At 44.9% G+C, this 19,991-nt stretch carries 31 protein-coding genes; 29 read left to right on the plus strand and 2 right to left on the minus strand.

Going from position 1 to position 19,991, the window contains the following annotated elements:
* Positions 1–37 precede the first annotated feature (37 nt).
* From ACSU1N_RS04200 to rpl7ae, 15 genes are all read left to right on the plus strand, one after another.
* A complete protein-coding gene (locus ACSU1N_RS04200) occupies positions 38–517 on the plus strand; it encodes a 30S ribosomal protein S13 (protein WP_440058997.1) in 480 nt (159 codons plus the stop codon).
* Between the two features lie 11 nt (positions 518–528).
* Positions 529–1,038, plus strand: coding sequence for a 30S ribosomal protein S4 (locus tag ACSU1N_RS04205; protein ID WP_440058998.1), 510 nt, complete (start codon positions 529–531; stop codon positions 1,036–1,038).
* A 2-nt stretch (positions 1,039–1,040) separates the two neighbouring features.
* Complete coding sequence (locus tag ACSU1N_RS04210) at positions 1,041–1,442, plus strand: 30S ribosomal protein S11 (protein ID WP_440058999.1); 402 nt, start codon at positions 1,041–1,043, stop codon at positions 1,440–1,442.
* A gap of 15 nt (positions 1,443–1,457) precedes the next feature.
* The gene (locus ACSU1N_RS04215) at positions 1,458–2,303 is read left to right on the plus strand and encodes a DNA-directed RNA polymerase subunit D (protein WP_440059000.1); all 846 of its coding nucleotides are present in this window, start codon (positions 1,458–1,460) and stop codon (positions 2,301–2,303) included.
* On the plus strand, positions 2,290–2,649 hold the full coding sequence (locus ACSU1N_RS04220) for a 50S ribosomal protein L18e (RefSeq protein ID WP_440059001.1): 360 nt from the start codon (positions 2,290–2,292) through the stop codon (positions 2,647–2,649). The genes ACSU1N_RS04215 and ACSU1N_RS04220 overlap by 14 nt, the downstream gene beginning before the upstream one ends.
* Entirely contained in the window at positions 2,642–3,103 is a 462-nt protein-coding gene (locus tag ACSU1N_RS04225; RefSeq protein WP_440059002.1) for a 50S ribosomal protein L13, read from the plus strand. The genes ACSU1N_RS04220 and ACSU1N_RS04225 overlap by 8 nt, the downstream gene beginning before the upstream one ends.
* On the plus strand, positions 3,100–3,525 hold the full coding sequence (locus ACSU1N_RS04230; protein ID WP_440059003.1) for a 30S ribosomal protein S9: 426 nt from the start codon (positions 3,100–3,102) through the stop codon (positions 3,523–3,525). Before ACSU1N_RS04225 ends, ACSU1N_RS04230 begins: the two co-directional genes overlap by 4 nt.
* 5 nt (positions 3,526–3,530) lie before the next feature.
* Positions 3,531–3,731, plus strand: a complete 201-nt coding sequence (locus ACSU1N_RS04235) for a DNA-directed RNA polymerase subunit N (RefSeq protein WP_440059004.1) — start codon at positions 3,531–3,533, stop codon at positions 3,729–3,731.
* A 9-nt stretch (positions 3,732–3,740) separates the two neighbouring features.
* Positions 3,741–4,403, plus strand: a complete 663-nt coding sequence (rpsB, locus tag ACSU1N_RS04240; RefSeq protein WP_440059005.1) for a 30S ribosomal protein S2 — start codon at positions 3,741–3,743, stop codon at positions 4,401–4,403.
* 11 nt (positions 4,404–4,414) lie between these two features.
* Entirely contained in the window at positions 4,415–5,278 is an 864-nt protein-coding gene (locus tag ACSU1N_RS04245) for an MEMO1 family protein (RefSeq protein ID WP_440059006.1), read from the plus strand.
* Between the two features lie 15 nt (positions 5,279–5,293).
* Positions 5,294–6,403 (plus strand): type 2 isopentenyl-diphosphate Delta-isomerase, encoded by a 1,110-nt coding sequence (gene fni / locus ACSU1N_RS04250; RefSeq protein WP_440059007.1) that lies wholly within the window; start codon positions 5,294–5,296, stop codon positions 6,401–6,403.
* 9 nt (positions 6,404–6,412) lie between these two features.
* Positions 6,413–6,931, plus strand: a complete 519-nt coding sequence (locus ACSU1N_RS04255) for a DUF2118 domain-containing protein (RefSeq protein ID WP_440059008.1) — start codon at positions 6,413–6,415, stop codon at positions 6,929–6,931.
* The gene (locus tag ACSU1N_RS04260) at positions 6,867–8,624 is read left to right on the plus strand and encodes a glutamate--tRNA ligase (RefSeq protein WP_440059009.1); all 1,758 of its coding nucleotides are present in this window, start codon (positions 6,867–6,869) and stop codon (positions 8,622–8,624) included. Before ACSU1N_RS04255 ends, ACSU1N_RS04260 begins: the two co-directional genes overlap by 65 nt.
* Positions 8,617–9,504 (plus strand): class I SAM-dependent methyltransferase, encoded by an 888-nt coding sequence (locus ACSU1N_RS04265; RefSeq protein WP_440059010.1) that lies wholly within the window; start codon positions 8,617–8,619, stop codon positions 9,502–9,504. Before ACSU1N_RS04260 ends, ACSU1N_RS04265 begins: the two co-directional genes overlap by 8 nt.
* A 129-nt stretch (positions 9,505–9,633) precedes the next feature.
* On the plus strand, positions 9,634–10,017 hold the full coding sequence (gene rpl7ae / locus ACSU1N_RS04270; protein ID WP_440059011.1) for a 50S ribosomal protein L7Ae: 384 nt from the start codon (positions 9,634–9,636) through the stop codon (positions 10,015–10,017).
* A 5-nt stretch (positions 10,018–10,022) separates the two neighbouring features.
* Here the strand turns inward: rpl7ae and ACSU1N_RS04275 are convergent, their stop codons facing one another.
* Positions 10,023–10,289, minus strand: coding sequence for a 30S ribosomal protein S28e (locus ACSU1N_RS04275; RefSeq protein ID WP_440060281.1), 267 nt, complete (start codon positions 10,287–10,289; stop codon positions 10,023–10,025).
* An 84-nt stretch (positions 10,290–10,373) separates the two neighbouring features.
* Here ACSU1N_RS04275 and ACSU1N_RS04280 point away from each other — a divergent pair, with 84 nt between their 5' ends.
* Positions 10,374–10,559 (plus strand): 50S ribosomal protein L24e, encoded by a 186-nt coding sequence (locus ACSU1N_RS04280; protein WP_440059012.1) that lies wholly within the window; start codon positions 10,374–10,376, stop codon positions 10,557–10,559.
* A gap of 17 nt (positions 10,560–10,576) precedes the next feature.
* Positions 10,577–11,002, plus strand: coding sequence for a nucleoside-diphosphate kinase (gene ndk / locus ACSU1N_RS04285; protein WP_440059013.1), 426 nt, complete (start codon positions 10,577–10,579; stop codon positions 11,000–11,002).
* A gap of 5 nt (positions 11,003–11,007) precedes the next feature.
* Here the strand turns inward: ndk and infB are convergent, their stop codons facing one another.
* On the minus strand, positions 11,008–12,822 hold the full coding sequence (gene infB, locus ACSU1N_RS04290) for a translation initiation factor IF-2 (protein ID WP_440059014.1): 1,815 nt from the start codon (positions 12,820–12,822) through the stop codon (positions 11,008–11,010).
* A gap of 128 nt (positions 12,823–12,950) precedes the next feature.
* On the opposite strand from infB, the gene ACSU1N_RS04295 reads away from it, so the two are divergent.
* The 12 genes from ACSU1N_RS04295 (at position 12,951) to ACSU1N_RS04350 (ending at position 19,922) form a co-directional block, all read left to right on the plus strand.
* Entirely contained in the window at positions 12,951–13,598 is a 648-nt protein-coding gene (locus tag ACSU1N_RS04295; RefSeq protein WP_440059015.1) for a 30S ribosomal protein S6e, read from the plus strand.
* 64 nt (positions 13,599–13,662) lie between these two features.
* Positions 13,663–14,907, plus strand: coding sequence for a translation initiation factor IF-2 subunit gamma (locus ACSU1N_RS04300; protein WP_440059016.1), 1,245 nt, complete (start codon positions 13,663–13,665; stop codon positions 14,905–14,907).
* Positions 14,868–15,305 (plus strand): PIN domain-containing protein, encoded by a 438-nt coding sequence (locus ACSU1N_RS04305; RefSeq protein WP_440059017.1) that lies wholly within the window; start codon positions 14,868–14,870, stop codon positions 15,303–15,305. The genes ACSU1N_RS04300 and ACSU1N_RS04305 overlap by 40 nt, the downstream gene beginning before the upstream one ends.
* 44 nt (positions 15,306–15,349) lie before the next feature.
* Positions 15,350–15,874: a DNA-directed RNA polymerase gene (locus ACSU1N_RS04310; protein ID WP_440059018.1), complete on the plus strand. Its 525-nt coding sequence runs from the start codon at positions 15,350–15,352 to the stop codon at positions 15,872–15,874.
* Positions 15,875–15,876: 2 nt separating this feature from the next.
* On the plus strand, positions 15,877–16,083 hold the full coding sequence (gene spt4 / locus ACSU1N_RS04315) for a transcription elongation factor subunit Spt4 (protein ID WP_440059019.1): 207 nt from the start codon (positions 15,877–15,879) through the stop codon (positions 16,081–16,083).
* 4 nt (positions 16,084–16,087) lie between these two features.
* Complete coding sequence (locus ACSU1N_RS04320) at positions 16,088–16,564, plus strand: DUF359 domain-containing protein (protein WP_440059020.1); 477 nt, start codon at positions 16,088–16,090, stop codon at positions 16,562–16,564.
* Between the two features lie 19 nt (positions 16,565–16,583).
* Complete coding sequence (locus ACSU1N_RS04325; RefSeq protein WP_440059021.1) at positions 16,584–16,925, plus strand: 30S ribosomal protein S24e; 342 nt, start codon at positions 16,584–16,586, stop codon at positions 16,923–16,925.
* 5 nt (positions 16,926–16,930) lie between these two features.
* Positions 16,931–17,092: a 30S ribosomal protein S27ae gene (locus ACSU1N_RS04330; RefSeq protein WP_440059022.1), complete on the plus strand. Its 162-nt coding sequence runs from the start codon at positions 16,931–16,933 to the stop codon at positions 17,090–17,092.
* On the plus strand, positions 17,082–18,167 hold the full coding sequence (gene kae1 / locus ACSU1N_RS04335; protein WP_440059023.1) for a KEOPS complex N(6)-L-threonylcarbamoyladenine synthase Kae1: 1,086 nt from the start codon (positions 17,082–17,084) through the stop codon (positions 18,165–18,167). Before ACSU1N_RS04330 ends, kae1 begins: the two co-directional genes overlap by 11 nt.
* Entirely contained in the window at positions 18,155–18,829 is a 675-nt protein-coding gene (locus tag ACSU1N_RS04340) for a Kae1-associated kinase Bud32 (RefSeq protein WP_440059024.1), read from the plus strand. Before kae1 ends, ACSU1N_RS04340 begins: the two co-directional genes overlap by 13 nt.
* On the plus strand, positions 18,813–19,394 hold the full coding sequence (gene rdgB / locus ACSU1N_RS04345; protein ID WP_440059025.1) for an RdgB/HAM1 family non-canonical purine NTP pyrophosphatase: 582 nt from the start codon (positions 18,813–18,815) through the stop codon (positions 19,392–19,394). Before ACSU1N_RS04340 ends, rdgB begins: the two co-directional genes overlap by 17 nt.
* Positions 19,395–19,457: 63 nt before the next feature.
* Complete coding sequence (locus ACSU1N_RS04350; RefSeq protein WP_440059026.1) at positions 19,458–19,922, plus strand: 30S ribosomal protein S15; 465 nt, start codon at positions 19,458–19,460, stop codon at positions 19,920–19,922.
* The last annotated feature ends 69 nt before the right edge of the window (positions 19,923–19,991 follow it).

The raw sequence follows: 19,991 nt of genomic DNA on the forward strand, positions 1-19,991 counted from the left end.
TGGTTCTAGGCATGCTTAACCGTTGATGGGAGTTATTATGGATAGAGTTTTCAGGCCAATAGTAAGGCTTGCGAATGTGGATGTAGATGGTAGTCTACCTCTCGTATACGGCTTGTCCGAAGTGAAAGGTGTAGGATTCAATTTCGCTCTAGGCGTAGTAAGGGTTCTGGGCCTAAACCCTTACATGAGGATTGGCTTCCTGACGGAAGAAGAAGTTAAGAAAGTAGAAGCTGTTATAATGGCTCCCGAGAAATTCGGGATTCCTCAGTGGGCTTTCAATAGGAGGAAAGACTATAGCAGTGGACGCGATATGCATCTAGTAGGGAATGAACTAATATTCTATGCCAAAGAAGATATCGAGCGCGAGAAAAGAATTAAGAGCTGGAGGGGTATACGTCACTCAATGGGTATGAAGGTTCGTGGGCAGCGTACTAGGACAACAGGCAGGACTGGTGTCACAGTAGGAGTTAGGAAGAGGAGACAGGTGCAACAGCAGCAGAAGAAAGAAGAGAAGTAGTGGTGATCGTAATGGGCGACCCGAGGAAGATTAGAAAGAAATGGGAGGGACCGAGGCATCCCTGGAGGAGAGATGTCTTAGAATACGAGATGAAACTGCTAGGAGCCTACGGGTTGAGAAACAAACGAGAGTTGTGGAGGATAGCGACACTAGTCAGGAGGATAAGGCATAGGGCGCGCTCACTACTAGCCGCGCCTAGAGAGGTAAGGGAGAAAGAAGAAAAGGTGTTGATACAAAATCTTGCAAAACTAGGTGTTCTCAGGGAGAACGCTAGGTTAGAAGACATACTCGCATTGAAGCCAGAGGACTTCTTAGAGAGGAGGCTGCAGACGATCGTGTATAAGAAAGGATTGGCTAAAACCATCCATGAGGCGAGACAATTGATTGTCCACGGGCATATTGCCATTGCCGGTAGAAGGATTAGATCACCTGGGTACCTTGTAAGCCTTGAGGAAGAAAAGCTTGTCGATTACGCTCCTACAAGCGTCCTGAGGCAGAAGGCTAGTCAGGCTGGTGGGTGAGTATGTCTTTCGCTGGTAGAGAGCTTAAGTGGGGGGTAGCTCACATATACAGTAGCACTAACAATACCATAATTCATATCACAGATATCTCAGGAGCTGAAACCGTTAGCAGATGGAGCGGGGGCATGGTTGTTAAAGCCGATAGGGAGAAACCAAGCCCCTATGCTGCCATGATGGCAGCTAGCAGAGCGGCTAATGAAGCTATGGATAAAGGCATTACAGCAATTCATATCAAGGTGAGAGCTCCCGGTGGACACGGCCCTAAGACACCGGGGCCAGGGGCTCAAGCAGCTATAAGAGCACTAGCTAGAGCTGGTTTCATAATAGGCAGGATTGAAGATGTTACCCCAATACCACACGATACTACCAGGAGGCCGGGCGGTAGGAGAGGTAGAAGAGTCTAGTGGTGTTTTTCAAACATGGACATACAGGTTCTGCAACAGGATTCTAGGTCTCTGAGGCTAATAGTCAAAGGCGTTAAACTACATGTACTCAATAGTATCAGGAGGGCTATTATCTCCGAAGTACCGACGGTCGCGATCGATTACGTTGTTTTCATGGAGAATAGCAGCGTATTCTATGACGAGTACATTGCTCATAGGCTCGGCCTCATACCTCTGTATAGTGAGGAAGCACTAGATAAACTGAAGCCGCCTGAGGAATGCCGTGAAGCCGGGGAGAAAGGAGTTTTCTCAGAGGATTGCTTTGTAAAATTCGAACTAAGTGGTGAAGGAGTCCCGGGAGGTGTGAGGACGCTATACAGCGGAGACCTTGTGACCAGCGATCCAGGGGTGAAACCAGTCTATGATAGGATACCGATACTCCAACTACTTGAGAACCAGAAGATTAAATTAGAAGCCTACGCTAGGCTCGGACGGGGCAAGGAGCATATTAAGTGGAGCCCAGTTTCTGTTGCAGCGCACAAGTACATACCTGTCGTAAACATAGACTACGGTAAATGCTCTTACCCAAACTGCAGGAAATGTGCCGAGGTCTGCCCTAAGCAGGTTATTGTCGAGAAAGATAACAGGGTAGTGGTTGAAGAATCGAGGATTCTAGAATGTAGTCTATGTCGTTTATGCGAAGTGGTATGTCCTACTAACGCTATTAAGGTGTCTTGGAAGAACGATGAGTACATTCTCTATTTTGAATCGACAGGTTCTTTAAGCCCTAAGAGAATTCTAATAGAGGCAGCTAAGGCTCTCGAAGAAAAACTAGGCTCACTCAAGAAGTTTATCGAAGGTGGTGTTGTTGGAGAGGGTTAAAACAAATATATTGCTTAGGAAAACGATCAGAGAGCTTAAGAAAGCTGCTAACAGATACAAGGCTCCTATATGGAGGGCTGTAGCAGAATTACTTGAATCGCCTAGGAGGAGGCGTAGAGCAGTTAATCTAAGTAGGATAAATCGTTACACGTCTCAGGGAGACGTAGTTGTAGTACCGGGTAAAGTACTAGGCTCGGGTGCTTTAGACCATCCTGTTACCGTAGCTTCGTTCAGTTTCTCCAAGACAGCCCTAGAGAAAATCCGGGCGAGTGGTGGCAGGGCTATACACATACTAGACCTGGTAAAAGAGAATCCTAAGGGAAGCGGGGTGAAAATAATTGGCTGAGAGTAGTGAGCAAAAAACTATTATAGTAGACGCTTCGGGTTTAATACTAGGCAGGATGGCGAGTATAGTAGCTAAGAAGCTGCTCGAGGGCTATAGAGTCTATATTGTAAACGCTGAGAAAGCAGTATTAAGCGGTGAAAAGAAGAGAGTTATAGAGGGATATAAGCTATTGCTTAAAGTCAGAACACACTATAACCCGGAAAAAAGCGGTATAAGAAGACCTAGGTCTCCTGCTAATATTGTTAAAAGGGCGATCAGAGGTATGCTACCTATGGATAAGGCTAAAGGAAGGATGGCATATAAGAGGCTGAGGGTCTACATAGGTATGCCTAAAGAATTCGAAGGAAAGCCTCTAACCAGGTTCCCTGAAGCCGAGGCATCAAGGTTATCGGGTAGGTATATTACCGTTGGAGAAGTAGCGGAAAGCCTTGGCTGGAGAGGTGTTACTCAATGAGTAGTCAAGAACCCGCTAGCAGTTTTAAAATCGTTATATCCTCAGGCAAGAGAAAAACGAGTGTAGCCACGGCTACTATCAAACCTGGGAAGGGCAGGGTATGGATTAACAATATCCCCCTCGAGGTTCTACCTATAGAAATGGCGAGGATGAAAATAATGGAACCACTACTTCTGATAGGAGACCTCAGGAATACAATAGACATCAGGGTGAGAGTGAGAGGTGGAGGATGGATGAGCCAGGCTGAAGCGTCGAGGATAGCTATTGCTAGAGGCCTTGTTGAATATTTTGGGTCTGAGGAGATAAAGAATATATTTAAAGAATATGATAGACATATGCTAAGCGGGGATCCAAGGCAGACAGAGCCCGAGAAATGGGGTAGGTATAGCGCTAGGAGGAGATGGCAGAAGAGCTATAGGTGATAGTTTTGCTATTCCCGGTTAGATGTTTTACGTGTGGAGCACCCATAGGGCATTTATGGGAGGAATACATAAAGAGAGTTGAGGCTGGAGAAGACCCTGGTAAAGTACTCGACGACCTAGGCGTGAAAAGATATTGCTGCCGTAGGATGTTTTTATCACATGTCGATATAGCAAGAGAACTGCTTCATTTCCCGAAGATATCGTGAGGTGGGAGAATGTTCGAGGAAGAAGGCCCTGATCTAGGTGAGGAGAAACCCATAACGTTACTACCGGGCGAGAAAGCAGTCGAGCTTCTAATACCTCTAGAAGAGTATCTGACGGCAGGCGTCCACATCGGAACCCATATCTGCACGAGGTTCATGGAGCCTTTCGTGTACAGGGTTAGGAGCGACGGGCTTTACATTCTCGATGCCCGTAAGATAGACGAGAGAATAAGGGTTGCGGCAAAGTTCCTGGCTAGGTACGATTCTAGCAAGATGGCTGTAGTATCGGTTAGACAATATGGTTTCAAACCTGTTACTAAAATGTGCTCCTACGTAGGCTGCAAACCGTTCACAGGCAGGTTTATCCCTGGAACATTCACAAACCCGAGCCTTAAATGGTATTTCGAGCCAGACGTAGTAGTGGTAACAGACCCTAGGGCTGATGCGCAAGCTGTTAAAGAAGCCGCTGAGATAGGCATACCCGTAGTAGCTTTCGCGGATACAGACAATAAGATCGAGTTCGTAGACTTAGTAATACCTGGTAATAACAAAGGGAGGAAGAGCCTAGCGCTGCTATACTGGCTCTTGACAAGGCAGATACTGAGAGAGAAAGGGCTGATACCACCGAACGGAGACCTGCCTGAAAAACCTGCTGATTTCGAGACCAAGCTTTAGGGAAGAGTGTAATGAGCAAGAGATACCCTGCTGTAGCAGGTTACTTTTATCCCAGGGATAGAAAAGAGCTTGTATCAACCATACAGCAGGCATTCCTTCATAGGCTAGGACCGGGTAAACTGCCGACGATAGGCGGTTTCAGGGATAAGAGTGTAATCGGGTACGTGGTCCCACACGCCGGCTATGTCTATAGCGGTCCGGTAGCAGCCCATTCTTATTACGACCTGGCTAGTAGCGGGATCCCTGAGACAATAGTTGTCCTAGGCACTAACCACACGGGTTACGGCGCTCTAGTATCAGTGTACCCTAAAGGCTCATGGGTAACCCCGCTAGGCGAAGTCGAAGTAGATAGTGAACTAGCTTCTAAAGTAGTTGATATTAGTAGTTACGCGGAATTAGACGAGGATGCCCATATAGAAGAACACAGTATTGAGGTACAGATACCCTTCCTCCAGTATATTTATGGAGACAGGTTCAAAATACTACCTGTTACAATCGGGTTGCACACCGTTGAAGTCGCACGCGACCTAGCTCTCTCTCTTTTAAAAGCTAGTAGCGAATTGAAGAGGGATATAGTCGTTCTAGCTAGTAGCGATTTCAATCATTACGAGCCACAAGATATTACAGTTAGCAAAGACATGGAGGCTATCAACTATATTATTAGAGGGGATGTAGAAGGCTTCTACAGAGTGTTAATAGAGAAAAATATTACTGTCTGTGGGCCAGGAGGGATTATGACTCTCATAGAGTATGCTAAGCAGGTTAGCGGTGGGAAGTGGAAGGCGGTGTTACTCAAGCATGCTACTAGCGGTGATATAACCGGCGACTATTATGCTGTCGTAGGCTACGCTTCGATCAAATTCCAACGGGAGTAAGAAGAGTGGTTTTTATTGGATAATAGGCATATAGATAGGAAGCTTGAGCATATTGAGATAATCATTAAAGAGGATGTAGATCACCCGGATCGCTGCAAAGCGTTCTTTGACTCGGTAATACTAGTTCATCAGGCTCTACCTCTACTAAGTTTTAAGGAAGTAGATACGAGTACAACTTTTCTAGGCAGAATTGTAGAAGCCCCTGTAATGATAACAGGGATGACGGGAGGGCATCCAGATACAATACCCATTAACGAGAAACTGGCTAGAATAGCTGAAGAATTACGTATCCCGATAGGACTAGGGTCTATGAGGCCTCTTTTCATAAAGAAAGGGGATAGGCAGATAGCTGAATCCTATAGGGTTGTGAGGAGAATCGCTAGAGATGTTCCTGTGGTAGGAAATATTGGGGCGGTTAACCTAGTTGGGATCGAGAGCAGGGATATCCAGGATATAGTTAATGAATTCGAGCTAGATGGTTTAGCAATACACTTCAATCCGGCTCAGGAAGCCATACAGGAGGAAGGTGATACGGATTTCACTATTAGCGTATTCGAGAGGGTCAGGGACTTGAAGAAAGCTATTGGTGTCCCGCTGATTCTAAAAGAGGTTGGAAACGGTTTCTCGAAAGAATTCGTAGGCTTATTCTACTCTAACGGTTTCAGGATGTTCGATATATCGGGGGCTTGCGGTACTAATTGGATAACTGTAGAAAAATACCGTTTAAGAAACAATAACCTCAAAGCCCGTGTTGCAGACGTCCTTTCTTCCTGGGGTATTCCTACGCCGGCATCGCTTATTGAAGCCAGGTATGCGGCACCCGACTCCTTCATAATAGCAAGCGGGGGCGTATGGGATGGTTTAAGGGCTGCTAAAATGCTTTCACTAGGAGCTGATATGGTAGGCCTTGCTAAACCTGTTCTAAAAACCTTGCTGTTAGAAGGGTACGAAAAAGCACTAGACTTCCTCAAATCCTATATCCTAACATTGAAAACCGTGATGTTTCTAACTTCTTCAAAGAAGCCTGTAGACCTGAGGAAGAGGCCTGTGGTAATACTAGACCCTCTCCTCGAGTATATTAAACAGAGGGGTATCGATATCAACGAATACCTTTTATCGAGGTAGATCCAGGTATTGTACGATTTCCCAGCTCTACTAGTACCCTGCACGGGAAAAGCCTCTTGGTGCCTTATCGGACAATGCATCTACCCGGCGGACGGGGCTTGCGAAGAAGGAAAAGGGTTTTGTATAAAAGAGTATGAGAATTCTATTGAAAGAATAGATTTATTGAATAACCTCGTCTTAGACGATATGATTATCATAAGCAGGTATAAGGCGTTAAACGAGGCGAAAGCATACTTATTGAAGAAAGGAGACAGGGTCTGTATACAGGAGGTATCCTCAGCAGGCGTTTTCATTGAGAAGAACGAGGGAGACATGGTTTTAGAAGGAGAGAAAATAGGTAGCACACTATCTTCGAAAGGTGTAGTGAGAACTGTTCGATCCCTATGTAAAGGAATTATAGTGCTTATCGTAAATATAACCTGGGAGTCGCCTGAAAAATACATTATAGTGGTAGTGAAAGAAAATGAGCTTAGACCCATCCGTATTGGAAAAGATAAAGGAGAGTGCGTTAAAGAATGCACTACTTAACGCGGTAAAACACGACGGGAAGGCTGATGTTAAAGCCGTGGTTTCTAAGGTTCTTGGTGAGATACCTGATGCTAGAAGGAGTGCTAGGGAAGTCGTTAATATAGTACAGGAAATAGTATCGCAAGTCAATTCGATGACTATAGATGAACAAATAAGCATATTGAAATCCAGGTGGCCGGATCTACTAGCTGAGAAAAAAGTTGAGAAAGAGAAGACTCTCCCACCGTTACCTAATGCGGTAGAAGGAAAAGTGAGGACGAGGTTTGCTCCTAACCCGGATTTCGCAATACACCTAGGGAATGCTAGACCCGCTCTACTAAGCTATTGGTATGCTGTCGAGTACAAGGGTAGGTTTATACTTAGATTCGAAGACACAGACCCTAGGCTTAAATCACCTTATCCAGAAGCCTATCAGAGGATTAGAGACGATCTCAAATGGCTTGGAATCAAATGGGATGAAGAGTATATCCAGAGCCTTAGGATGGAGATATTCTATGATATAGCGAAGAAGCTTATAGAGAAGGGCGGGGCATACGTCGATACATGCCCGGAGGAAGAGTTTAGGAAGCTGAGGATAAAAGGGCAGGCCTGTCCGCACAGAAACGATCCCCCGGAGAACAATCTCGAGAGATTCGATAAGATGCTTGGAGGATATTTCAGCGAGGGAGAAGCTGTGTTAAGAGTTAAAACCGATCTGAACCACCCAGACCCGAGCGTTAGAGACTGGGTTGCTATGAGGATAATCGATACATCTAGAAACCCCCATCCAATAACCGGAGACAGGTATATTGTTTGGCCGACATATAATTTCGCTGCCGGCGTAGACGACCATTTAATGGGTATAACACATATCCTACGGGCGAAAGAACACATATCGAATACTGTTAAACAAAAATATTTATACGACCACCTGGGCTGGGAGTATCCTACAACAATACACTTCGGCAGGCTAAGCCTTGAGAATGTGATACTGAGCAAGTCTAAGATGAGGAAGCTCATACAGAGCGTTGAAGAGGATCCATATAGCGACCTGAGGTTTGGTACGATAGCGAGCCTGAGGAGAAGGGGTATACGCCAGGAGACTATTCACAAGATCGTTCTAGACGTTGGTATTAAACAGGTCGATGCTAGGATAAGCATGGTGAACATGTATGCTATCAACAGAACGATAGTAGACCCTATTGCAAAGCGCTATATGGCTGTTGAAAAACCTGTGCTAGCAGTGCTAAAATTAGGCAGGGATCAGATCGAAGCACATATACCGAGAAGTATGACACAAAAAGAAGTGGATTCGATCGTTTTAAGAGACGGGGACGTAGTAGCCGTTTCCCAGGGTGATTTCGAGAAATACAGGGAATCCGGTTTCAGGCTGCTTGGGCTAGGGAATTTTGTAGTGAAAGGAACGACGAATATAGACGGGACATCGCTTTTTGTATTCGAGCTTGTCAGTACGAGTGCCGATGAAGCAAAGAGGATGAACCTCCCTATTATCCAATGGGTTAAAATAGGCGATTACGCTAAGGCTATCCTGCTAGTTGCTAGCGGCGAATCCGTTGAGGTGAGAGAATTGCTTGCTGAGAGGAGGATACTAAACGAGAAGGCAGATAACATAGTTCAGTTGTATAGGATCGGGTTCGCAAGAGTAGAGAAGGTGGAAGACAGCCAGATTACACTAGTGTTTAGTCATGATTGACCAGTTAGACTATTTGAATAGATTCAAATACGATTTTAAACCGGTTGGCGATTACTGGTTTACTACCTTCCTTATCGAGCTCATCAAGAATTCTAATGGTTGTATTGAGACCACGCTAGATATTGGCGTGTCGAAAAAAGTTGTGTGCAAGAAGAACGGTTTCATAGAGGTAAATGGACGGATATTCGAATTAGAATTGTTGAAACCATCGGAAGAAGACAGAGTTGTACTAGTGGATAAAGAGGGCGTTATCGAGGTTGTAAAACACAGCGAGACCGGGTTCTACAAATTGAAAGCCATAGGGATCGACAAACCTACGACTATCGAGGTTAACGGTATACATATGCATCGTATCGAGGAAGTAGACCCTATGAGCGACGCTCTTCTTAAAGTTAGGGAAGCTAGAATAAGGAGGAATAATATTGTTCTAGATACATGCACAGGCCTGGGGTATACGGCGATTAACGCTCTGAGGTTAGGAGCGAGGAGAGTTTTCACATTTGAGATAGATAGAAACGTGTTGTGGATCGCTGAACGCAACCCGTGGAGTAGGAGGTTAGCCGATGAGAGAGTAATTGTCTACAATACGGATGTAGTTGAAGCAATCTATGGATTCCCCGATAATTTCTTCGATAGGATAATACATGACCCGCCGAGGTTTACACGTTCTACGGGGGATTTGTATTCCATGGAATTCTACAGGGAATTGAATAGAGTGCTAAAACCCGGTGGGATATTATTCCACTACACTGGTCGTCCCAGGGTCCACGGTCCTCCAGATATTCTAAAAGGGATTAAGAATAGGCTGGAGAAAGCCGGGTTTTCAAGAGTAGTTTACAGCTATAGAGCTCTTGGATATACTGCTTTCAAACCGCTATGAATATTACTTTACTGTTTTCAACTCTCGCGGTCTTATACTATTTGATATTACTTCCTCAGCCCCATAAGAATAAAAGCCCTTCTTAGTATTAGAGAGAATCTTAGACGACCATATGGGAGGAGGATGAAAATGCCTAAGCCGTTTTATGTAAAATTCGAGGTTCCTCCAGAGCTCGCTGAGAAAGCCTATGAGTTGCTAAAGAAAGCTAGGGAGACAGGTGGTAAGATAAAGAAGGGTACTAACGAGACAACGAAGGCTGTCGAGAGAGGACAGGCTAAGCTAGTATTGATCGCTGAGGATGTAGATCCTCCCGAGATAGTAGCCCACTTGCCCGTGCTCTGCGATGAGAAGAAGATACCGTACATATATGTGCCGAGCAAGCAGAGGCTTGGGGAAGCTGCTGGGATAGAGGTTGCTGCGGCTAGTGCGGCGATATTAGATTTTGGGGGAGCCAAGGATCTAGCTGAGGAAGTCTTGCAGAAACTGAAAGAAATAAGGGCTAAGAGTAGCTAATTTTTTTATCTTTTACTCGTCAGTTTCCTAGCTTCTCTCTCTGTCTCTCTTAGAATAAGGATATCTCCTATTCTTACAGGTCCTTTGACATTCCTAGTGATAACCCTTCCTTTATCACGCCCTTCTAATACCCTAACTCTAACCTGTATGATCTCGCCTGTCACACCAGTCCTCCCAAGTATTTGCACTACCTCTGCAGGGAAACCTATTTCCTCTATGATATTCACCTTAGGGGCTTCGAATTCAATTTTTCTAGGCGTACTCGTGGACATCACCAATGGATTCAGCATTACCTAACTAAGCTTATAAAGATTTAAATTCCTTAAAGGTTATTCAGCAACACCTAGGTGCTTAGTATGTTGCAAAAGATGGCTACATGTGCTTTCTGTGGGAGAGAGATAGAGCCGGGAACAGGTATAATGTATGTTAGAAATGATGGCACTATTCTCTATTTCTGTAGTAGCAAATGTTTTAAAAACTTTAGACTAGGCAGAGACCCTAGAAAATATAAATGGACTATGAAGTATTCGGTCGCAAAATAGCATAGGGCGTTTCATATATGCCGGCGGAGAGAACGCTTGTCATGATCAAACCAGACGGGGTTAGACGTGGTTTAGTCGGCGAAATAATATCGAGATTCGAGAAGAAAGGTTTTAGAATCGTTGGTTTAAAAATGCTTAGAATGAGTAGAGAACTAGCTGAGAAATTCTATAGCGTTCACAAAGGCAAGCAATTTTTCGAATCATTGATCGAATTTATTACCTCGGGGCCTGTCGTAGCAATGGTTATAGAAGGCGATTCTGCTATAAGCGTTGCGAGACTAATGATCGGGGCTACAGATGGTAGGCAGGCTCTGCCAGGAACGATCAGGGGGGACTACTCGCTTTCAAAAACTGAGAATGTTATCCACGCTAGCGATAGCCCTGAATCGGCATCATACGAGATCGGCCTTTTATTTAGAGAAGAAGAATTAGTATCTTGGTAGCACGTCTATAGCTGTATAAACCCGCCGTAGAACGGGTCTCTTTTCTTTTTGATCGCTATGATCTCTTTTAGAACCATTAGTTCGTCGTTTGAAAGCTCGTTCCTGTATTTTGTAAGCCATAGCGTGACATGCTCTTTTGGAATGCTAGTGTACAATATATCTCCTTCATCGATATGACGACCCACCATGACGTGTCCGCGTATGCTAATTGCTACAGAAGAGCCTACGAGCGCTTCTTTCAATACCTGGTCTTTATCCCTGATCTGCATGATAGTGCCTATTTCAACACCGTCTTCTCTCATCAGTGGGTAGCCGGGTCTTATCCTGCCTCCGAGTACTTCGATACCTACGATAGCGGGGTCGCTTCTTCTGAAAATATATCCTGGTAGGATCCTTATCTTCCCCGGCCTCACTAATGTTTCAAGTTCTTTCATCTTTTCTTTTGTCCTTACCTCTTGAACCCATTTAGCGAATTCTTCGATCAACTGGTAGATCACATTGTGGACTAGTATGGTGACTCCTTCTCTTTGCGCTAGCTCCCTGGCCTCTGGTAGTATTTTTACATTGAAAGCGAGCACAATCTTATACTCGGGTATACTCGAGCCTATTATAGCTGCTTCGAGGACATCATTCTGTGTTACAGGGCCTACATCAGCTATTCTAATAGGTATATTCATTTGTCTAAGGGCAGAGGTTACTGCTTCTAACGTGCCGAGCGTATCCGCTTTAACAACAACACCGTTACTACTGCTCCTAATAATTATCTCGCTAATCTCCTCGCTGATCTTCCTTGAAAGCTCCTCAGCCTGCCCGATATCTGATGCTACATACAGCGATGAGCCTGCCATAGCATTATCCAAATCGGGTGCTGAGATCTTCACTCCGGCCGCGGCAACTATTTCGTCGACCGGTATAAACGAGCCTTCGTGCATCCTCATGTCTTGTAATGGCCTAGGCATTAGTAGCGCTCTAACCTTAGTGATTATAGGGCCTTGCTTCCCTGCTAAAACAATAATATCGCCTCTCTTAATCACGCCATCGTAGATAATCACGTCTATAGTCGTTCCGTATCCAGGCTCTTCTTTGACTTCCAGCACAACCCCTTTAGCTGGCTCGTTTCTAGATACTAGCCTCTTCTTCATGAACTGCTGTACCAGCCCGGTTATCAACGCAAGGAGCTCTGGTACGCCTTCACCTGTTTTAGCCGATACCGGTACTATGGCAACCGTTGTACGGAAATCCCTGACTCTGTCAAACCTCTCGGCTTGGAAACCCTGTTCGTATAGCTTGGATACTATGTTATAGATCCTCTCATCGAGCTTGTATATCGTCCTCTGGCTCTGGTATTTAATAGACTCTAGGAATGGGGCGTCTGGTCTCGGACTCCATCCCTCGATCCTATCTATCTTATTAGCGACTACTATGAACGGCACTCTCCTCTCTTTGAGTATGCTAAGAGCTTCATACGTTTGTTTCTGGAAACCCTCTATTACATCTACTACCAGTAGGGCGAGGTCGGCTACGCTGCCACCCCTCCGCCTAAGGTTTGTGAAAAGTTCGTGCCCGGGGGTGTCTATGAATAATATTCCGGGGATTTCAATAGTGAGCTTGGGGAAGAATTTACGTAGTGGTTCAACAACCTTATTTAATACACTCGCGGGAACAATACTTGCTCCAACGTGCTGCGTGATCTCTCCAGGCTCTTTCTTCGCTACCGTCGTCCCCCTTATTTTGTCTAAAAGCGTAGTTTTACCGTGGTCTACGTGTCCTAGTACTACGACAATCGGTTGCCGGATCCATGATTCCTGGCTAGTGCTCAAAACACTATCACCTAGCGTTGATAATTGGATAAAAGGATATTAGGGCTTTCGTAGTTGGAAGAAAAGGATTTATAAGACGTATCAGGTATTCTAGCTATTTTGACCACCGGGGTGTCTGGTGGCGTCATATGCCTGATTTCAAGATAGTTGTAAGCGACCCGGAGGCGCCTAAACAAGAGAAGATAGTTAAGGTGAAGGTTGTCGGCGATCCCGATGTACCTTTTACAGAAAGAATGAAAGAGAAATTTGAGCTCCCAATAATAAGAATAAACCCTAAAACAGCGACGTTGATTGGAGCAAAGCATGGCGTCGCAACCATTAGGATGAGGAGGCCTGATACAGGGGATAAGATAAAGATAACAGGTACATTACAACTAGATGATTCGATCCCGGAGAACGAGGTCAGAGTAAACTCTGAGCAGTTGATAAACCTTGCTGGAGTAAACGAGCTAGAAGGAGAGATATTCAGGGCTAGGGCGTGGCAGATAAGGGTTAACGATGAAAGGACGAATTCTTTCATAGGCTTGAAAATTGGAGATGCAATAGATGGCAGTATAATAGGTTTGAAAGGGGTTAGACTCGAGATAACTGGTGGAAGCGATAACAGCGGCTTCCCTATGAGGCCTGATGTACACGGTCCTGTTAAGAAGAAGGTATTATTATCCGGCCCGCCTGGTTTCCACCCTAGAGAAAACGGTGAAAGGAGAAGAAAGATTGTGAGAGGTAATACTATATCGCCCGATATTGTTCAGATCAACACTATGATAAAGTATTAGAATCTATTGTTTTTAACTATAACAGTAAATATCAATTAGAGGGATTGTTTACTTGCCGTGGGTAATGAGACAGCCAGAGGTAAATATTGGGGTAGTCGGGCACGTCGACCATGGTAAAACAACTCTCGTACAGGCTCTTACAGGGATATGGACAGCTAGGCATAGCGATGAGATAAAGAGGGGTATGACGATCAAACTAGGGTATGCTGATGGGAATATAGCTTACTGCGAGCACTTAGAGCCCCCTGATGCTTACACTACCGAGCAAGTATGCCCTGATGGCAGCGAGTCTAAGCTTCTTAGGAGAGTGAGTTTTGTCGATGCGCCGGGTCACGAAGCGTTAATGGCTACTATGCTTAGTGGTTCTTCTCTAATGGACGGGGCAATACTAGTAATAGCTGCGAACGAACCATGCCCGCAACCCCAGACACTAGAGCATTTCTCCGCATTGAACATCATTGGTATAAAACACCTCGTTATCGTCCAAAACAAGATAGACGTGGTTTCGAGAGAACGGGCTCTGGAAAATTATAAGGAGATTCTTAAGCTTATAAACGGGACCCCCTACGAGAACTCCCCTATAATACCTGTTTCAGCACTACATAAATCGAATATAGACGTCTTACTGCAGGCATTATACGAGGAAATTCCTGTTCCCGAGAGAGATACTCTCTCAGACCCTATAATGCTAGTTGCGAGGAGCTTCGAAGTAAACAGACCTGGCACTAGTTACAAGGATTTACGTGGGGGCGTTGTAGGCGGATCTCTAATAAAAGGCGTACTCAGGGTTGGAGATGAAATCGAAATAGTGCCTGGCGCGAAGGTTCCCGCTGGCAAGACAGGGTATAAGTACGAACCTCTTGTAAGCACTGTTGAAGAACTAAGATTCGGAGAACTTAAGGTTGAAGAAGCTAGGCCGGGGGGTCTACTAGCGATCGGGACTAAACTAGACCCGTCTCTTACAAAAGCCGATAGCCTGGTAGGGAATATCGTAGGTAAACCTGGTAGGACTCCTCCGGTAGTTGACTCGTTGGAGATCTCGTATAAAATCCTGGAGAGAGTCGTAGGAGTTAAAGAAATGAGTAAAATGCCCCCTCTCCAGAACAAGGAGATGATCGTTTTAACAATTGGTACTGCTGTTAGAGTCGGTACAATAACTAAACTAGGGCAAGATACTATGGAGGTCGAGCTCAAAGAACCTGTTGCTACATGGACTGGCTCGCGGGTAGCACTAAGCAGGAGAGTCCTCGGCAGATGGAGGCTGTCGGGTTGGGGTATTATAGAAGCTATAGCAAGCAGAGGAAGGTGAAACTAGTTTTCGACACCAATTTTATAGTCACGCTCGCAGACTACCCTTATCTCCTATCCCAGCTAGAGGATTTATTCGCTGACTCAAACTATGAATGCGTAATACCCGACATAGTGATCAGCGAGTTGGAAAAAATACGTAGCTCTCTCGGCCTCGCGAAAGCTAGGATGTTGGAAAATATTGTTAGATACCTAGAGGGCAAGTGCTCTATAGCTTATTTATCTAAGGGGCAGAGCGTAGATGAGGCTATTGTAAGCTATGCTCTAGAAAACCATGGGATCGTTGCTACTAACGATAGAGATCTGAGGAGGAAGCTGAGGGGAGCTGGTATTCCATGTATTTATTTCCGGGAGGAGTCTAAGAGGATTGAAATAGAGGGAGAGATACTCTATTATTAAATGTTAAAAGGTGAAATAAGTGTAGTAAGGCTGAGGTGTAGCATTTGTTTAAACTAGTCAAGGTTAAAAGCGTTGTGAGGATCCCGCCGGAGAAGTTCGGGAGGCCCCTAGAGGAGGTCTCGCGGGAGGAGTTGAGGAGAGAGTATGAAGGGGTTCTAACGACGAACGCAGGCCTGATTATAACTATTTTAGACGTTAAGGTTAGCGAGTATGGGAGGATTATTCACGGGGATGGAGCTACATACCATGATGTCGAGTTTACTGCCCTAGCATACGACCCCTTCTTGAAAGAAGTTGTAGAAGGAGAAGTACTGACTGTTACTGACAGCGGCTTGTTTATAGACCTAGGGCCGATAGACGGGTTCATATACATAGGGCAGGTCTCGGATGAGAAAGTCGAGTACGATGCCTCGAGGCAGGCATTGTTGTTAAGGAACCGTAAAGTCATAATCGATAGAGGCGATAATGTTAGAGCTAGAATATACAGTATAGGCCTGCAACCGGGTAAAGGATTGAGAATTCAACTAACAATGAGGCAGGTTGGACTAGGGAAGATAGAGGAGGAGTAGAGTTGTCTGCAAGAGGCAGACCTTTCAAAGCATGCCGTAGGTGCAGGGCTCTTGTCGACAAGAATACAGAGATATGCCCTGTATGCGGTTCTAAAGATTTCACAGATGAATGGGAAGGGGTTATTATAATAGTTGATCCGGGTAGATCCGTTCTCGCACAAGAACTTAAAATAGGGTCTCAGGGAAGGTTTGCTATAAAAGTGGTTTAGTGGGATGAGGCTCCCAGTCCTCAGGCTGCCCGGCGAGTTTTTAAACAGCTTGAAAATCCCCCAGGGAACTCTCTTTGTAACCGAGGTGGAAGGTAGGCCTGTTAGGAATATAAGTGTTGATGCGTCAGTAGGCGATATTGTTTCAACAACCCTGGTTCAACGCCTCAAGATCTTAGATGGTAGAACTAGAAGAGGCGATGCCTATATCATGGATCTTAAGCCGGATATCGAAATAGTTAACCCTCGTGGTAGCATATCTATTTTTGCGATAACCTTGTTGAGGGCTGTGAGAAAAGGAGTGGTTCTAGTAAATGGTGAAGAAGATTTATTAGCCGCAGCAGTAGCCTGGAACTCTCCTGACGAGTGGACGATAGCTTATGGACAGCCTAATGTAGGAGTCGTAGTAATAACAGCTAGTAAGGAAAGACTTTTAAAATTCGTTAAAATATTAAAACCAGCCATTGCCGTATATAACCCCTGAAGTGTTTAAGGGTGCTGGAATGGGTAAAACGCTTCAGATAGCCGGGTTTACGGGCGAAATAGTCTCAGAGAGATACAATCCGCTGGTGAAGAGGAGAGAGATAGTGTTAAGGATAACCCATATTGGTACTGGAACTCCTAATAGAGGTGAAGTTCGACGAGAGATAGCTAGATTATTTAATGTAAATATAGACCAAGTTTACGTCAAGAAGATAGAGACAGAATATGGAATAGGGGTAAGCAACGTTAAGGTATTCATATACAACTCTGCTGAGAGGGCTAGGATGTTCGAGCCGGAGTATATTATAAAGAGGAATGAAGAAGCAATGCAAAAAGTAGCCGGGCAGCAGAGTAACGGGTGAGTACTATGGCCCATGTCCATAAACTCTACGAAGTTGATTTAAAGAACTGGACGATCAAACCTAAGAATAAGAGATGTCCCAAGTGCGGTAGTTTCATGGCTTACCATAAACAGCCTGTCCCGAGATGGCATTGCGGGAAATGCGGTTATACCGAGTATGTCAGGTAGTAGGCAACTATATAGAATCCCTTTTCCAATCCCCGAGCCAGAAGATAGAAACCTGATTGTTCTAGGAGTAGAATCTACAAGTCATACACTCGGTATCGGAGTAGTAGTCTACAAAGGTAACGGCCTAGTCGAGATAGCTAGCAATATACGAAAAGTGTATACTCCTTCAAAAGGAGGCATCCACCCCAGGGAAGCGGCAAATACACATATTAGAAACGCTAAGGAGGCCATCGAAGAGGCTTTAACGGTTTCAGGCTTTAAGCTTAGAGAGGTAGACGCCGTTGCTGTAGCCCTGGGACCCGGCCTAGGCCCCTGTATCAGGGTCGGCGCGACGATCGCGAGGTTTATATCCTCCTACCTCGATAAAAAACTGGTTCCAGTAAATCATGCCGTAGCCCATGTTGAGATAGGGAAGCTTGTAACAGGCTTAGCAGACCCCCTCATAATATATGTCTCTGGCGGTAATACTATGATCGTAGCGGGTAAACAAGGCTATTATAGAGTGTACGGCGAGACGCTTGATATACCTCTCGGCAATCTGTTTGATACGTTTACGAGAGAGGTAGGTATAGCTCCCCCATATATAGTGGAAGGCAGGCACGCAATAGACATATGTTCCGAGTGGGGAAGGGATTTCATTCCCTTACCTTACGTTGTTAAGGGAAACGACCTGAGTTTCTCTGGGCTTTTAACTGCGGCATTGTCTGTAGCGAGGAAGTATGCTAAGAGCGACCGTAAAAAACTCGGAGACGTATGTCTAAGCCTCCGTGAAACAGCGTTTAATATGCTGGTCGAGGTAGCCGAGCGTGTGTTGCTAACATCCGGCAAAAAATCGATACTCCTAGTAGGAGGTGTCGCCTCCAATATTTATCTGAATACTAAACTAGAGCTAATGGCTAGCGAGCATGGTGTAGTATTTAGATCAACGCCCACAGACTATAGCGGGGATAATGGTGCTATGATAGCATATACAGGCCTCTTGAACTATCTTTACGGAGTGACTGTAGAGCCTTTGAAAGCCTACGTGAGGCAGAGATGGAGGATAGACGAGGTTGAAATACCTTGGATGAAGTAACCGAGTTCGCTGAAGGAGCTGAATCGAAGATAATGAAAGGAAAGATCGGCGGTATAAATGTAGTGTTCAAAATCAGGGTTAGCCGGAAATACCGCCATCCTGACTACGATAGGGTCTTCAGAGAGAGCAGGACTAGAAACGAAGTGAAAATAATGCTAGACCTGCTTGAGAAAGGAGTGAGAATACCGATCCCTATAGCCGTAGATTTAAACAACTACATAATAGTAATGACTGTAGTAGAAGGAAGGAGGCTCTCCGAAATAATATTAGAAGAAGACGTGGACTTGCTGGCTAAGACCTATTTCGAGATAGGTAGGCAGGTAGGTGTAATCCATAACTCAGGGATCTATCACGGGGATCTAACTATCTCTAATATCATTGTCGATAGCAGGCTAGAGCCGTATATAATCGATTTCGGGTTATCGGGCTATAGCAATGATATAGAGGAGTATGCTATAGACCTCCACTTATTTGATAGGAGTACAAGGAATACTGTGCCAGAGAAAGCCAGCGTGTTAATGAATAGTTTTCTCACAGGATACTCTTCCGTATTCCCTAAATACAGAGACGTATTAGAGAGGATGGCGGATATACGTAGGAGGGGGAGATATGTTGAAGAACGTTTGAGGAAGAGGTTGAGGCGTGATGCTTACACAGCCTGAGGATATTATTTACTTCGTAACCGATAACAGGCATAAGTTCGAGGAAGTAAAGCCTATCGCGGTGGAATACGGGTTCAAATTATCTATGCTCCCCGGGGTGAAACTAGAGATTCAATCGGATAATATTGAAGAAGTATCCAGGAAGTCTGCTATAATAGCGTATTTGCTAACAGGGAGGAACGTTCTAGTCGAAGATGCCGGATTGTTTATTAGAGCTTTAAATGGGTTCCCAGGGCCTTACAGTAACTATGTTTTTCGAACAATAGGTATAAGAGGGGTTCTAAAACTACTCGAGGACGCCTGGGATAGGTCTGCTTGTTTTAAATCTGTCGCTACAGTAGTATACGATCGGTTCATCGTAGTTGAATCGGGAGAAGTATGCGGTACTATAACTAGAGAGCCTAGGGGGGATAAAGGATTCGGCTTCGACCCTATCTTCATCCCTGAGGGCTCGGATAAAACCTTTGGGGAAATGAGTATCGACGAGAAAAACAGGTTCTCGCATAGAGCGATATCCGTTAGGAGAGCTTTCGAAAAACTCAGGAAGCTTACAAGTCAGATTTAAAACTAGGTTGTAGATAATAAAGATTTTAGGTTCTCGAGATAAGCTCGGTAGGTGTTAGAAGTAATGAATAAGAAGAGGGATAAGGGGCAATCGCACTCAACGAGGCCTACGAGAGCAGGCCCGCCTAGGTGGCTTAAACTAGATATGACCCCTAGCGATATCGAGTTATTGGTAGTAGAGCTTGCGAAGAAAGGGTATTCTCCATCCATGATAGGTATTTTATTAAGAGACCAGTTCGGGATACCTCTCGTAAAGCAGGTTACAGGTAAAAAAATAGTCGAAATCCTGAGGAAGCACGGAGTTGCGCCGCCTATACCTGAGGACTTGTATAATCTGATGAAGAGAGCTGTAAATCTAAGGAGGCATCTAGAAGAGCATCCTAAAGACTACCATAGCAAGAAAGGTTTAATAGAGATCGAGTCTAAGATACACAGGCTCGTTAAATACTATAAATCCAGAGGCATATTACCACCCGACTGGGAATATACACCAGAGAAAGCGAAGCTTATAGTATCAGGAGCGTACTAGTAGAGTTTTCCGCAATCTTTTAAGAGGGCGGCTGAATCCCCTATTTCAGCACTCCTATTCTAATGGCTT

Source organism: Thermogladius sp. 4427co, from assembly GCF_051933805.1.
Taxonomy (GTDB): domain Archaea; phylum Thermoproteota; class Thermoprotei_A; order Sulfolobales; family Desulfurococcaceae; genus Thermogladius.